The sequence below is a fragment of the Klebsiella sp. M041 genome (genome assembly GCF_059759695.1).
The window spans coordinates 81,293-95,575 of sequence record NZ_JCAXWU010000015.1; the positions used below are offsets into that span (position 1 = coordinate 81,293).

General features: G+C 54.6%; 15 protein-coding genes. 7 read left to right on the forward strand and 8 right to left on the reverse strand.

What is annotated here, in order from left to right; all coding sequences use genetic code 11:
• Window position 1: 1 nt before the first annotated feature.
• The 3 genes from thrS to AC6CWS_RS19540 form a co-directional block, all read right to left on the reverse strand.
• Window positions 2-1,930: a threonine--tRNA ligase gene (gene thrS / locus AC6CWS_RS19530; protein WP_017900777.1), complete on the reverse strand. Its 1,929-nt coding sequence runs from the start codon at window positions 1,928-1,930 to the stop codon at window positions 2-4.
• A 431-nt stretch (window positions 1,931-2,361) separates the two neighbouring features.
• Window positions 2,362-2,595, reverse strand: a complete 234-nt coding sequence (locus AC6CWS_RS19535) for a YdgH/BhsA/McbA family protein (RefSeq protein WP_048297753.1) — start codon at window positions 2,593-2,595, stop codon at window positions 2,362-2,364.
• A 269-nt stretch (window positions 2,596-2,864) separates the two neighbouring features.
• On the reverse strand, window positions 2,865-3,623 hold the full coding sequence (locus tag AC6CWS_RS19540) for a DUF481 domain-containing protein (RefSeq protein WP_004203142.1): 759 nt from the start codon (window positions 3,621-3,623) through the stop codon (window positions 2,865-2,867).
• 355 nt (window positions 3,624-3,978) lie between these two features.
• Between AC6CWS_RS19540 and pfkB the strand changes: the two genes are divergently transcribed.
• The 3 genes from pfkB (at window position 3,979) to AC6CWS_RS19555 (ending at window position 6,267) form a co-directional block, all read left to right on the forward strand.
• A complete protein-coding gene (gene pfkB / locus AC6CWS_RS19545) occupies window positions 3,979-4,911 on the forward strand; it encodes a 6-phosphofructokinase II (RefSeq protein WP_065881289.1) in 933 nt (310 codons plus the stop codon).
• A 93-nt stretch (window positions 4,912-5,004) separates the two neighbouring features.
• A complete protein-coding gene (gene ghoS, locus AC6CWS_RS19550) occupies window positions 5,005-5,289 on the forward strand; it encodes a type V toxin-antitoxin system endoribonuclease antitoxin GhoS (RefSeq protein ID WP_023290116.1) in 285 nt (94 codons plus the stop codon).
• Between the two features lie 105 nt (window positions 5,290-5,394).
• Complete coding sequence (locus tag AC6CWS_RS19555) at window positions 5,395-6,267, forward strand: fructosamine kinase family protein (RefSeq protein ID WP_023290117.1); 873 nt, start codon at window positions 5,395-5,397, stop codon at window positions 6,265-6,267.
• 43 nt (window positions 6,268-6,310) lie between these two features.
• Here the strand turns inward: AC6CWS_RS19555 and tonB are convergent, their stop codons facing one another.
• Window positions 6,311-7,057: a TonB system transport protein TonB gene (gene tonB, locus AC6CWS_RS19560; protein WP_065881287.1), complete on the reverse strand. Its 747-nt coding sequence runs from the start codon at window positions 7,055-7,057 to the stop codon at window positions 6,311-6,313.
• A 210-nt stretch (window positions 7,058-7,267) separates the two neighbouring features.
• Here tonB and AC6CWS_RS19565 point away from each other — a divergent pair, with 210 nt between their 5' ends.
• Window positions 7,268-7,564, forward strand: coding sequence for a YciI family protein (locus tag AC6CWS_RS19565; RefSeq protein ID WP_002910042.1), 297 nt, complete (start codon window positions 7,268-7,270; stop codon window positions 7,562-7,564).
• Between the two features lie 685 nt (window positions 7,565-8,249).
• The gene (locus AC6CWS_RS19570; protein ID WP_074442545.1) at window positions 8,250-8,897 is read left to right on the forward strand and encodes a YceI family protein; all 648 of its coding nucleotides are present in this window, start codon (window positions 8,250-8,252) and stop codon (window positions 8,895-8,897) included.
• 276 nt (window positions 8,898-9,173) lie between these two features.
• Here AC6CWS_RS19570 and AC6CWS_RS19575 read toward each other — a convergent pair whose 3' ends face one another.
• The gene (locus tag AC6CWS_RS19575; RefSeq protein WP_023290120.1) at window positions 9,174-9,347 is read right to left on the reverse strand and encodes a YciY family protein; all 174 of its coding nucleotides are present in this window, start codon (window positions 9,345-9,347) and stop codon (window positions 9,174-9,176) included.
• A gap of 143 nt (window positions 9,348-9,490) precedes the next feature.
• Between AC6CWS_RS19575 and cls the strand changes: the two genes are divergently transcribed.
• Both cls and AC6CWS_RS19585 read left to right on the forward strand, forming a co-directional pair.
• Entirely contained in the window at window positions 9,491-10,951 is a 1,461-nt protein-coding gene (cls, locus tag AC6CWS_RS19580) for a cardiolipin synthase (RefSeq protein WP_023290121.1), read from the forward strand.
• A 34-nt stretch (window positions 10,952-10,985) separates the two neighbouring features.
• Window positions 10,986-11,315 carry an HI1450 family dsDNA-mimic protein gene (locus AC6CWS_RS19585; RefSeq protein ID WP_002910079.1) on the forward strand — a complete coding sequence of 110 codons (330 nt, stop codon included), beginning with the start codon at window positions 10,986-10,988 and terminating at the stop codon, window positions 11,313-11,315.
• 63 nt (window positions 11,316-11,378) lie between these two features.
• Here AC6CWS_RS19585 and AC6CWS_RS19590 read toward each other — a convergent pair whose 3' ends face one another.
• From AC6CWS_RS19590 to AC6CWS_RS19600, 3 genes are read right to left on the reverse strand one after another with little or no spacing between them, the layout of a single operon-like run.
• Complete coding sequence (locus AC6CWS_RS19590; RefSeq protein ID WP_048297756.1) at window positions 11,379-12,206, reverse strand: ion transporter; 828 nt, start codon at window positions 12,204-12,206, stop codon at window positions 11,379-11,381.
• A 54-nt stretch (window positions 12,207-12,260) separates the two neighbouring features.
• Window positions 12,261-13,265: a murein tripeptide/oligopeptide ABC transporter ATP-binding protein OppF gene (gene oppF / locus AC6CWS_RS19595; RefSeq protein ID WP_002910083.1), complete on the reverse strand. Its 1,005-nt coding sequence runs from the start codon at window positions 13,263-13,265 to the stop codon at window positions 12,261-12,263.
• Complete coding sequence (locus tag AC6CWS_RS19600; protein ID WP_065881282.1) at window positions 13,262-14,275, reverse strand: ABC transporter ATP-binding protein; 1,014 nt, start codon at window positions 14,273-14,275, stop codon at window positions 13,262-13,264. The genes oppF and AC6CWS_RS19600 overlap by 4 nt, the downstream gene beginning before the upstream one ends.
• Window positions 14,276-14,283: the final 8 nt, after the last annotated feature.

Consider the following 14,283-nt stretch of genomic DNA (forward strand, 5'->3'; position numbering starts at 1 on the left):
CTTATTCCTCCAGTTGTTGAAGACTGCGGCTGCGAATCTCTTGTTGCAGCTTCTCGATCACTTCATTTACGTCCATGCTGCCGAGGTCTTTCCCGCGACGGGTGCGCACGGCCACTTTGCCGGCTTCGACTTCTTTGTCGCCACAGACCAACATATACGGGACACGACGTAAAGTGTGCTCGCGGATTTTAAAGCCAATCTTCTCATTTCTCAAGTCTGCTTTTACACGAATGCCCGCATTTTGTAGTTTACGCGTCAATTCGTTAACGTATTCAGCCTGAGAATCGGTGATATTCATGACCACCACCTGCACTGGTGCAATCCAGGTTGGGAAGAAGCCAGCGAACTCTTCGGTCAGGATGCCAATGAAGCGCTCCAGAGAACCGAGAATCGCACGGTGGATCATGACCGGCACCTGACGCTCGTTGTTTTCGCCCACATAGGAGGCGCTTAAACGCTGCGGCAGAGAGAAGTCCAGCTGTACCGTACCGCACTGCCATGCACGATCGAGGCAGTCATACAGGGTAAATTCAATTTTCGGGCCGTAGAACGCCCCTTCACCCAGTTGATATTCAAATGGGATATTATTTTCTTCCAGCGCCACCGCCAGATCCGCTTCCGCGCGATCCCAGGTCTCGTCGCTGCCGATACGTTTTTCCGGGCGAGTCGACAGTTTGACGACGATCTTCTCGAAGCCAAAGGTGCTGTACATATCATAAACCATACGAATACAGGCGTTCACTTCATCGCGAACCTGATCTTCAGTACAGAAGATATGCGCATCATCCTGGGTAAAGCCGCGAACGCGCATCAGACCGTGCAGCGCGCCTGATGGTTCGTTACGGTGGCAGCTACCAAACTCCGCCATACGCAGCGGCAGATCGCGGTAGGATTTCAGCCCCTGGTTGAAGATCTGCACGTGGCCCGGGCAGTTCATCGGCTTAATGCAGTATTCACGGTTCTCAGAAGAGGTGGTGAACATCGCATCTTTGTAGTTGTCCCAGTGGCCGGTTTTTTCCCACAGCACACGGTCCATCATGAACGGACCTTTGACTTCCTGGTACTGATACTCTTTCAGTTTCGAACGGACAAAGGTTTCCAGTTCACGGAAGATAGTCCAGCCGTCGTTGTGCCAGAACACCATCCCAGGCGCCTCTTCCTGCATATGATACAGGTCGAGCTGCTTACCGATTTTACGGTGGTCGCGCTTGGCGGCCTCTTCCAGACGCTGCAGATAAGCATTCAACGCTTTTTTATCTGCCCACGCGGTGCCGTAGATACGCTGCAACATTTTATTGTTGCTGTCGCCGCGCCAGTAGGCACCGGCGGTTTTCATCAGCTTGAAGTGATGGCAGAAGCGCATGTTCGGCACGTGCGGACCGCGGCACATATCGATATATTCTTCATGATGATACAGGCCAGGCTTGTCATCATGGGCAATGTTTTCGTCAAGAATAGAAACTTTATAGCTTTCGCCGCGCTTCACGAAGGTTTCACGCGCTTCGTGCCAGCTCACTTTCTTCTTGATGACATCGTAGTTTTTCTCGGCGAGCTCATGCATACGTTTTTCGAGCGCGTCGATATCTTCCTGAGTCAGGGTATGGTCGAGGTCTACGTCATAGTAGAAGCCATTATCAACAACCGGACCGATAGCCATTTTGGTGTTGGGCCACAGCTGCTTGATGGCATGACCTAACAGGTGCGCGCAGGAGTGACGAATGATCTCCAGCCCTTCTTCATCTTTAGCCGTGATAATAGAGAGGGTGGAATCAGTTTCAATCGGGTCGCAGGCGTCTACCAGTTCACCGTTTACCCGCCCGGCGATGGTGGCTTTCGCCAGGCCCGGGCCGATATCCAGCGCGACGTCCATCGGGCTGACAGCGTGATCAAAATGGCGTTGGCTGCCATCAGGAAGCGTAATTACAGGCATTTTATGTCCTTATTTGCAGTGGTGCCCCACACGAAAGAGCACATACAAAACTATATAATCATAATTATCATGAGGTTAAGGCGCAGTTCCCGCTTCACTCTGCGAAAAGAGGAGCACGACCGGAGCGATCGTTCCCGCCTGCTGCCGCCTGCTGATAACACCGGGGAGTAGTTTACACATCATTGGTACGTGATTAAAGCCGTAATAGCATAAATGATGGCGGAATGTGGAGAAAACAAGAGCCGCGCGGATAAAAGCAGAATATCCGCCAGGAAGACGCGAAAATAATCACCAGCGAAGCCGGATGATATTATGCGGACAAACTAAAAGAGACGCCTTGATATTGCCTGCGTGATGTTTAGCGCGGGTCGTTAAACCGGTACCACTCTACCCGGCTTAATAGTCTGCCCGTGAAGCAGTAGCCTGCGATATTAAGACCACTCGCCTGCTACCAGCGTATGCACATTAAAGGCATCGCTCATGGATTGTCCGGTGCTATGGGAACCGGGGGCAATATTCGAACCGGCCTCAACGTCGGTTGCTTTGGCGATACCTACCTGCGTATGGTCCTGGTTACCCGACGGCGGAACTGGCGTGGCGGCTGATGCGCCAAAGGAAAGCACGCACAGCGCCAGGGCTGCGATGGTAAATTGGCTGTTTTTCATGATGTTTATTCTCTTATTACGGAAGACGGACCGAACAATGTCGCCATTCGGTCAGTGACTCTTAGTATAGATCCAGATCACATATTTGTCCGTCGAATATTTAGCTTTTCGTGTCAAATAGAATGAATATTTGTCAGCAAACGGAGAATAATGGAGAAAAGATGGAGGCCCGTTTCTTTTTATAAAAACTAAAACGAATTGCCAGAAAAAATAATGTCACTTATTGCTAAATCTAAAACGATCAGGCCGGGAAACCCGGCCTGAAAATATTACATCTTATACCCGAGGGAGAGCGAGGTCCGGCGATCGGTATGCTCCGGCGCAGACGCAGGCGGCTCCGAGTTCCAGGTGACGTTGTACGCCACTTTCAGCGCAAAGTGGGCGTTAATCGCCACGTTTAACGCGCTCTCTGAGTTGACCGTGGTGTCCTCGGCGCCAAACACCGATACCCCTTGAGTAAATTTGGCGTTGTCGGTCATCTGCCAGGCCCAGGTTCCGGAGGCGTAACCCAGCGGCTGAGTGTCGGTATCCCCGTCGGTGTATTCGTCATAGCGGACGCCAGGACCAAATTCAAACCGCAGGCTATGCACCGGTCCGTTGAGGATTTGACGACCATAGCCCGCCGTCAGAACATCGCGCTGCTGATAGCCGTTGTAGCGGTCGGTTAGCCAACTGCCCTGCCCAAAGACGTAGTTCATATCGGTCAGGTTATAGCGGCTACGGCCACCGACAGCATATTTCTCTGAGGAGCGCTCATCGTTGGACGAGGTGTTGCTGGCGTTGCCCCACAGCGACCAGGCGGTGGTATTGCCATACCAGGTCAGGGTGGAATCGGCCGTCATTGAGGAGTTCTTGGTGTTGCCGGACTGCGCCAGGTAACCTGCGTTGACCACTCCTTCGAACGGTTTTTTGGCAGCGGAAGGGTCATCCATGACGGTAAATACAGAATCATCGGCCATTGCGCCAACAGACGCAAAAAGCCCCCCCGCCAGCATGACCGCTGCGGGTACTGTCTTTAAAAGCTTCATTATAACTCTCTAAAATACATTTTTTAGGACAGTACAAATGATGAACAGGCGTCACTTTGCCGGCTCATTGAATTTAGCGTCCGTACAACATAAAAGAGACCTGTGGGTCCCGGAAACTTTCGCGAGGATCGCGGAGTGCAGGTCCTAAGAAAGGTAGCAAATTATAAAAAAGCACGAATAACATAGCAATCACTTACTCTTTCGTTTTTTGAATAAGACAGCTCCGGAAACAATCTTTATTTCATAATGAAAATACAGGCTTCTTTGCAAATCTCTCAGGGACAGCACTTTCCCTCCCTGGATCATCGTGCCATGCTTAAATAAAGTACAGTCGCCGTATTAAGGAGGAGAAGGAATGACCAAAATTTATACGCTCACGCTGGCCCCCTCGCTGGATAGCGCCACCCAGACCCCACAGATCTACCCGGAAGGGAAACTCCGCTGCAGCGCGCCGGTATTTGAACCCGGCGGCGGCGGGATCAACGTCGCCCGCGCCGTGACCTTTCTCGGCGGGAAAGCCACCGCCATTTTCCCTATTGGCGGCGCCACCGGCGAGCACCTTGCCGCCCTGCTGGCCGATGAGCAGGTGCCGGTCGAGACCGTCGAAACCCGCGACTGGACGCGACAGAACCTGCACGTTCACGTAGCCGCCAGCGGCGAACAGTATCGCTTTGTGATGCCCGGCGCCGCGCTGACAGACGATGAATTCCGCCGTCTGGAAGAGAAAGTCCTGACCATCGATCCCGGCTCTCTGCTGGTGATCAGCGGCAGTCTGCCGCCAGGAATCAGCGTCGAAAATCTGATGCAGCTGGTTAAGCATGCGCAACAGCAGGGCCTGCGCTGCATTATCGACAGCTCCGGCGACGCGCTGGCCGCCGCGCTGGACGTCGGCAATATTGAATTAGTGAAGCCAAACCAGAAAGAGCTCAGCGCCCTCGTGCAGCGCGATCTGAGCCAGCCCGATGACGTTCGCCTTGCCGCTCAATCGTTGATCCAGTCCGGTAAAGTTCGCCGGGTGGTGGTCTCCCTTGGTCCGCAGGGGGCGTTGGGGGTTGACGCCAGCGGCAGTGTTCAGGTGGTGCCGCCGCCAATGAAAAGCCAGAGCACCGTCGGCGCAGGCGACAGCATGGTGGGCGCCATGACCTTACGTCTGGCGGAGAACGCCAGCCTCGAAGACATGGTACGCTTTGGCGTCGCCGCCGGTAGCGCCGCGACCATCAACCAGGGCACCCGCCTCTGCTCGCAGGCCAATACGCAAAAAATCTACGATTATCTCTGCGGGTGTTGATCTCCCCTGCCCCTCCCCGCTGGCGGAGGGGAACCACGATATTTGCAGGATGGTCTATGCTGGAAAGGCCATGCATAACAACGGGGTGTAGAAATGAGCAATGATATTACCGCCTGGGTCGTCAGCGTGAACTTCCACGAACAGGCGCTAACGGAGATCAATGAGGTCAGCAACCATTTTACCCGGGCAGGGTTTGTACTGACGCTCAATGATGAAGAGGGCACTCCCCATGAGCTGGGCACCAATACCTTTGGCCTGCTGAGCGCCCAGGCAGCCGAGGAAGTGAAGGCCCTTAGCGCCGGACTGGCGGAAGCGGCCCTTGGCCGCCCGGCGGAGATCGCCGTCAGCACATTCGCTGAATGGTTAAAAGCTCAATAAGTGCGTTTAGCGCAACGTAAAGCGTCAGTTGTGCGTCAGTTCCAGGTTTACCCGGTAGTAATGCGCTAACCTTATGATATGGTGGAAAACATGGGGAGAGACAGCATGTGGCAAGCAATCAGTACTCTTTTACGCGATTGGCATACCGAAGACGCTGAAATCGAACTGAAAACCGAGCTGCCCGGCGGAGAGATCCATTCCGCCTGGCATTTGCGTTTCGGCGGCAAAGATTACTTCGTGAAATGCGACGAACGGGAACTCCTGCCTATCTTCACCGCCGAGGCCGATCAGCTGGAGCTGCTGTCGCGAAGCAAAACCGTTCGCGTACCGCAGGTCTTTGCCGTCGGCAGCGATCGCGACTACAGCTTCGTGGTCATGGAATACCTCCCTCCCCGTCCGCTGGATGCGCATAACGCTTTCCTGCTTGGCCAGCAGTTAGCCCACCTGCATCAGTGGAGCGATCAGCCGCAGTTCGGTCTGGATTTTGATAACGATCTTTCCACCACGCCGCAGCCCAACGCCTGGCAACGTCGCTGGTCGGTGTTTTTCGCTGAGCAACGTATCGGCTGGCAGCTGGAGCTGGCGGCGGAGAAAGGGTTGCACTTTGGCGATATCGATACCTTAGTCGATGTGGTACAGCAGCGGCTGGCCAACCATCAGCCGCAACCTTCGCTGCTACACGGGGACCTGTGGTCCGGCAACTGCGCCTTAGGGCCGGATGGCCCCTACATCTTCGACCCGGCCTGCTACTGGGGCGATCGCGAATGTGATTTAGCTATGCTGCCGATGCACCCGGAACAACCTCCGCAGATCTATGACGGCTATCAGTCCGTCTCACCGCTGCCGGCTGGTTTTCTCGAGCGTCAGCCGATCTACCAGCTTTATACCCTGCTGAACCGGGCGATATTGTTCGGTGGCCAGCACCTGGTGACGGTCCAGCAGGCGCTGGACGATGTCTTGATGGAAAAAACGCGTTAGACAAGGTTTACGGCGGACCTCCCCGGTCCGCCGCCCTGCATTATCAGTTAATCTCGACGCCGTTGAGACGGAATTTAATGGTCATCGTCACGCCGGTTCCCGGTTTTGCCTGCTCGTAACGCCATCTGCGCATCGCGCTTTTCACCTCGCGCTCAAACATATTCGCCGGCTGGGCGGAGAGGATCTGCAGATTATCAATTCGGCCATCAGGCGTGACGTCAAACTTCACCCGCACCGTTCCTTCAATGCGCAGCGCCTGAGCGCGCGCCGGATAGGTCGGCTGAACGCGGCTGATCGCCCGCGGGCCGCTCGGGGCAGTGACGGTGGGTTTGGCCGCTGCGGTGGAGGTGCTCGGCGCGGTGCGCGCTAGCGTCGTATTGTTGTTTTCAAACGGTGAAGCCGGACGCGGCTCCGCGGCCGGTTTGACGTCCCGCTTCGGCTGCTCAACCTTTTTCTCCGGCCTGGGCTTCGGTTTAGGTTTGGGCTTCGGCTTAGGTTCTGGTTTATGGATCACCACCGGCGCCTCTTTCGGCGGCTCCGGGACCACCTCAGGTTCCGGCTCCGGTTCAGGTTCAACAACGGGCTGCACGACGGGTTGCGCCGCCGGGGGCGGCTCAAGATCGGCCGGCGCCACCATCGTGATCTCTATCGGCTGCGTCGGGGAAGGCTGTTCAATAACCTGATGTACCGAGGTATAAAGCAGCCCCGCCACAACGGCACCGTGGATAGCCACGGATAACAGCGTTGGCCACGGGAAGCGGCGAGGTAAATCAAGGGTCATTGCGCTCATAGTCGTTTCTGTTGAAAAATGATGCTCCGATTTTAAATGCAAATAGCAATCATATTCAATAAGCCGTCTTAACCTGAGTCAATTTTTGCCACCATTTGCGGAAAAAAGCCGCGGCAGCGGGGCATTCGACGCCGGGGCGCATCTTTGCATTGCAGTCCATCGTCGTTTAACTTAACGTAATCCGCCTGTTTAATGATAAGGAGCTTTGCCGTGCTTTACGTTATCTACGCTGAAGATATCGCCGATTCTCTGGAAAAGCGGCTCTCGGTTCGCCCCGCGCATCTTGCGCGTCTACAACTTTTACATGATGAAGGTCGGCTGCTTACCGCCGGGCCAATGCCGGCCGTTGACAGCAACGAACCGGGCGCAGCCGGATTCAGCGGCTCAACGGTGATCGCTGAGTTTGAATCGCTGGAAGCGGCTCAGGCCTGGGCTAATGACGATCCGTATATTGCCGCCGGCGTCTACCGCCAGGTCTCTGTTAAACCATATAAGAAGGTATTTTGAAAATACCCTTTTCTTTTTCTGGTTAACGGCAACAACGCACCAGGCCATCAGATGAAAGGGCGCATTTTGCTACATCACATTAAAATGTCGCCCTTTTTAACCGCACGCAAGCGTTGTCTGTTATCCGCCTGAGACGCCTGGAAGATGAGCACATCCCTTCTCCTTCGACGACATCATCGACCCTCACCTCGCCTTTTGCGGCCATAGAAAATGCTGACCAAACGTCGACGCCGGGCATGATTTTGAATTGCTAATGTATTGAATCAGTCTGCAACAGAGGTCTTGCATTGGATTTAGCGCTTGCTTTACAAGCCAGCACATCCTGACGTCGCCCGGTAAATCCAAAATACAGTTGAAAGAAGATCGTTAAAGAGAGATAGATGCTGACCAACAGATATAAAGGCCTGGAATAAATAAGCATGCATATCCCGTTCCGCAGGTATGGGACCCCATATCGCCATCTTACTGCATTCAGAAACGCGGTGGCTTGAAAGCGTCTGAAAATAAACGGAGTGCGCTGACACAGGCACATATCAATATGGAATGAACGTCTAAAAACTACGCAACCAGATTTACGTTGCAGATGATCATTTTTTAAAGTCGATTAATTTCGCTGGGTAAACTTCACGCAGAGTAATTGTAGGGTGATTTTTGGTTGATTAAAAAATTTGAACGGGAATAACAAATGTTTTCAATAAGTGCCGCATTTTTTTGGGCTACCATTTATGTACCTGACGCTTATGAGGATTTTTGTGTGAATACCCTGAAAAAAACCGCATTGCTTTCTCTGCTTGCCTTATATATTCCTGTGTCACAAGCCGCAGCGACAGAATATAGCCTGGATCCGCAGCATACTTCCGTTGTTATTGCCTGGAACCATTTTGGCTTCTCTAACCCTACAGCGTATATCTCTGATGTTTCAGGGAAACTGTCTTTCGACAAAGACAACCCGGAGAAATCCTCTGTGCACGTCACGCTGCCAGTCAAAACCATTGACACTCACGTCAAAGCGTTAACGGATGAGTTTTTAGGCAAAGAGTACTTCGATGTCAACACGTATCCTGAGGCCACTTTTCAGAGCACCCGGGTGGAAAGTAAAGGCGACAATAAATATGATGTTGAAGGTAACCTGACCATTAAGGGCATCACCAAACCGGTTGTATTGCATGCCACTCTGAATAAACAGGATATGCATCCGATGGTGAAAAAACAGGCCATTGGTTTTGATGCCACAGGGGTAATAAAACGTTCAGACTTCAAGCTTGATAAATATGTTCCGGCGGTGAGTGATAACGTGACTATCACGTTATCCACGGAAGCCTATGCCAAATAAATTACCGCCCGCAAAAGCGGTGCGTTTTATTCAGGGTGGGTATCCTGATAGTGAGCATGACATTGAAAAACGATCGACGACCCCACGCCCTGTCCGGACTTCCACACGGCGGTGAATACCTGTTGCGGAAAAAGGCGTTCTGTCGATAATCCCCGTCATACCCTGACAGGCATCGCATAGATATTTCAATAGGCGATCTGGCGATGTTAAAAGGGAATGCCGCGCAGAGCGGGAAAACGACAACGGCACCGCGTTCGGTGCCGTTGTTCTGCTCGTTTAACAGTCGGGGAAGATAAACAGCAGAGCATGACGCTGCCGTTTCACCAGTCCCTTCCTGATAGCGAGGATCCGCATATTGCGGCGTGATTGGGCTTCCAGCCAGCGCGCTTTACGGCGATTCACCTGTCTCAGCATGCGCCAGCGCCCTACTTCCGTTCTACTACGCTTCATTGCAACGACTCTACGAGTGAAAACAGCCCCCATTATAAACCTCTGCCGGCGACTGACCACCGCTTTCGCTGCGTTTTTATTTGCCAGAAAAATACTGATGCGTAAACTCATCACATAACGTCATTCAAAAGGATTTTACATCTATGACAACCTTTTACACGGTGGTGAACTGGCTGGTCATTCTGGGGTACTGGCTGTTGATCGCCGGTGTAACATTACGAATTCTAATGAAACGCCGCGCTGTGCCGTCCGCCATGGCATGGTTATTGATCATTTATATCCTGCCGCTGGTGGGGATCATCGCCTATCTCTCCTTTGGCGAGCTGCATCTTGGCAAGCGGCGGGCAGAACGCGCGAGGGCGATGTGGCCTTCCACGGCCAAATGGTTAAACGACCTCAAAGCCTGCAAACATATCTTTGCCGAAGATAACAGCCCGGTGGCCGAGTCCCTGTTCAAGCTTTGCGAACGGCGCCAGGGCATTGGCGGCGTAAAAGGCAACCAGCTGCAGCTGCTGACGGAATCTGACGACGTCATGCAGGCCCTGATCCGCGATATTCAACTGGCTCGCCATAACATAGAGATGGTCTTCTATATCTGGCAGCCAGGCGGTATGGCCGACAGCGTCGCCGAATCGCTAATGGCCGCCGCCCGTCGCGGGGTTCACTGCCGGTTAATGCTCGACTCCGCGGGCAGTGTGGCCTTTTTCCGTAGCCCATGGGCGGCGATGATGCGTAACGCCGGCATTGAAGTGGTCGAGGCTCTCAAGGTCAATCTGATGCGTGTGTTTCTGCGCCGGATGGACCTGCGCCAACATCGTAAAATGGTGATGATCGATAACTATATCGCCTACACCGGCAGCATGAATCTGGTCGATCCCCGCTACTTTAAGCAGGACTCGGGGGTCGGGCAGTGGATTGATCTGATGGCGCGCATGGAAGGCCCGGTGGCGACCTCGATGGGCATCGTCTACTCCTGTGACTGGGAGATCGAGACCGGAAAGCGTATTCTGCCACCGCCGCCGGACGTGAATATCATGCCGTTTGAAGAGGCCAGTGGGCATACCATTCACACGATCGCCTCCGGTCCGGGCTTTCCGGAAGATCTGATCCATCAGGCGCTGCTCACCGCCGCCTACGCGGCGAAAGAGCATTTGATCATGACCACGCCCTACTTCGTACCCAGCGACGACCTGCTGCACGCGATCTGTACCGCCGCCCAGCGCGGCGTGGATGTGAGTATTATTTTACCGCGCAAGAACGATTCGCTGCTGGTGGGCTGGGCCAGCCGGGCCTTTTTCACCGAGCTGCTGGCGGCAGGGGTGAAGATTTACCAGTTTGAAGGCGGCCTGTTGCATACCAAGAGCGTGCTGGTCGATGGCGAACTGAGCCTGGTGGGAACCGTGAATCTGGATATGCGCAGCCTGTGGCTCAATTTTGAAATCACGCTGGTCATCGATGACGCCGGCTTCGGCAGCGATCTGGCGGCGGTTCAGGATGACTATATCTCGCGCTCGCGCCTGCTGGACGCCCGTCTCTGGTTAAAACGTCCGCTGTGGCAGCGGATCGCCGAGCGACTGTTTTACTTCTTCAGCCCGTTGCTGTAAAACGTGCCCATCAGATACCGAATGAGTAGCAATCATGGATATGGATTTAAACAACCGCCTGACCGAAGACGAAACGCTTGAGCAGGCATACGACATCTTCCTCGAACTGGCGGCCGATAACCTCGACCCGGCGGACATCATTCTGTTTAACCTGCAGTTTGAGGAGCGCGGCGGCGCCGAGCTGTTCGACCCATCCGCAGACTGGGAAGAGCATGTGGATTACGATCTGAACCCGGATTTCTTCGCCGAAGTGGTGATTGGCCTGGCGGATACCGACGGCGGGGAAATCAATGATATCTTCGCCCGCGTGCTGCTGTGCCGCGAGAAAGATCACAAGCTGTGTCATATTCTGTGGCGTGAATAACGCTGACCCGCCAGTGAAAAGCCTGCCGCGTTCCACCCGGCAGGCTTTTTTTATGCCGAGAGTTTACTTCGGTAAGACATGACCGCAGGCGTGGCAAAACCGGGCGTTATCGTCATGGTCGCCCTGCTGGCACTGCGGGCATACCCGCTGCTGGCGCCGCCGGTTCAGGGCGCTGGTCATATGGGTGGTGATAAGCCCGGTCGGAATGGCAATAATGGAGTAGCCGATCAGGATGAGAATGGAGGCCAGGATGCGGCCCAGCGGCGTGTGCGGCGTAATATCCCCGTAGCCGACGGTGGTGATGGTCACAATGGCCCAATAGACCGAAGCGTTGAGCGTGGTAAAACCATACTCTGGCCCTTCTATCAGGTACATTAACGAGCCGAAAATCACCATCACAATGGCGATAAACGAATAGAACAGGATCAGCTGATGGCGCGCGCTGACAATCGCCCGCCAGAACACATTAAGCGAAGGCATAAAGCGCAACAGTTTGAGAATACGCAACGCGCGGATCGCCCGCATTGCCCGCCAGGCAAAGACATAATTGAGGCTAATTTCCGGCCACAGCCACATCACGTATAGCGGCAGGATGGTCGCTAAGTCAATAAACCCCCAGAAGCTGAAAATGTAGTGGAGCGGATTGGGCCATGTCGCAATACGCAGCAGATACTCCAGGGTAAAGACCGCGGTCACCATCAGCTCCAGCCAGACGAATAAATGCCATTCATCTAATGTCAGATGATATTGCGTGCCCAGCCCCGATTCGACAAATATCACCACCACGCTGAGCAAGGCGAAAAGTCCGCACAGCCCTTCGAAGCGGCGGCCGGAACGTCGGTTTTGATCGAAAAGCAAATGATAAAGCCGCAGGCGAGCGGCAGAAAGCATACCCACTTCGTTAACCTCGCAAAAAAAAGGGCTGACCTGCGTCAGCCCCTGAGATTATAACGGGTCTACCTTAAGGCAGGAAACCGCATGGCGGAAACTGCCCTCCAGCACCGGGCGGGTTTTGGCGCACTCCGGTCCGGCGAGCGGACAGCGGGTGCGGAAGACACAGCCCGACGGCGGATTAATCGGCGAGGGTAATTCGCCCTCCAGCAGCTGGATGGTTTTCGTTTTTTCGAGGTCCGGATCGGGGATCGGCACCGCCGACATCAGCGCTTTGGTATAGGGGTGTAGCGGATTATGGTACACCTCATCGTAGGTTCCCAGCTCCACCGCATGGCCCAGATACATCACCAGTACGCGATCGGAGATGTGCTTAACCACCGCCAGATCGTGGGCGATAAATATCAGCGACAGTCCCATTTCACGCTGCAGCTGCTGCAGCAAGTTGACCACCTGAGCCTGGATGGACACGTCAAGCGCGGACACCGGCTCATCGCAGATAATCAGCTTCGGCTCGAGGATCAGCGCTCGCGCAATGCCGATGCGCTGACACTGACCGCCAGAGAACTCGTGCGGATAGCGGTTGATCAGGTTAGGCAGCAGCCCGACTTTCATCATCATCGCCTTCACGCGATCGCGCACTTCCTGACGCGGCATCTTCGGATGATAGGTACGCAACGGCTCAGCGATGATTTCTCCGATGGTCATACGCGGGTTCAGCGAGGCCAGCGGATCCTGGAAGATCATCTGGATATCGCTGCGCACGTCGCGCCACTCTTCCTGCTTCATGCCCAGCAGATCTTTACCCAGCCAGGCCACTTTGCCATCGGTAGCCTTCACCAGACCAATGATGGCACGGGCGAAAGTCGATTTACCGCAGCCGGACTCCCCCACTACGCCGAGGGTCTCACCTTCATAGAGACGCAGCGTCACGCCATCTACGGCTTTCAGCGTTTTCGACGGCTGCCAGAACCACTGTTTGCCATCTTTAATATCGAAATGCACCTTCAGGTCGGCAATTTCGAGCAGGACTTTTCGTTGTTCAGTTACGGCGTTCATAGCAGCTCCCCCACCGGTTTAAAGCAGGCGCGCAGGCGGCCTGGCGCGAACGACTCCAGCGGCGGCGCGCTGCTGCACTGTTCCATTGCGTGCGGACAGCGCGGCTGGAATGGGCAGCCCTTCGGCAAACGCAGCAGGTTTGGCGGGTTGCCCGGAATGGTCAACAACGCATCGCCTTCGGCATCCAGACGAGGAACCGCATTCAACAGCCCAATAGAGTAAGGGTGAGACGGCTGATAGAAGACATCGCGCGCCTGACCATACTCCATGGTGCGGCCCGCGTACATCACCAGCACTTTATCGCAGATCCCCGCCACCACTCCGAGGTCATGGGTGATCATAATGATGGCCGTATTAAATTCGCGTTTCAGCTCATTCAGTAACGTCATGATCTGCGCCTGCACGGTGACGTCCAGGGCGGTGGTCGGCTCATCGGCAATCAGCAGCCGGGGCCGGCAGAGCAGCGCCATGGCAATCATCACGCGCTGGCGCATCCCGCCGGAGAACTCGTGTGGGAACATTTTCATGCGCTTGCGCGCTTCCGGCATTTTTACCGCGTCGAGCATCTTCACCGATTCTTCAAACGCTTCGGCTTTGCTCAGCCCTTTATGCAGCATCAGGACTTCCATTAACTGCTCGCCCACCCGCATATACGGGTTCAGAGAGGTCATCGGATCCTGGAAAATCATCGAAATTTGCTCGGCGCGCAGTTTGTTCAGCTCACGCTCGGGCAAATTGAGGATTTGCCGACCGTTAAAGGTGGCGGAACCCCCGATTCGGCCGTTGGCCGCCAGCAGTCCCATCAGGGCGAAGGCGGTCTGCGATTTACCGGAGCCGGACTCCCCGACAATACCGAGCGTCTCCCCCGCCTGCAGGGTGAAGTTCAGATCATTGACGGCGGTGACATCGCCATCCGGCGTATTAAAGGTGACGCGAAGATCTTTCACGTCCAGCAGCAGGCCGCTGTGGCTCTGCGCTTGCGGCGCTTTTGCCGTTTCAATCATGGTCATGGCAGCGC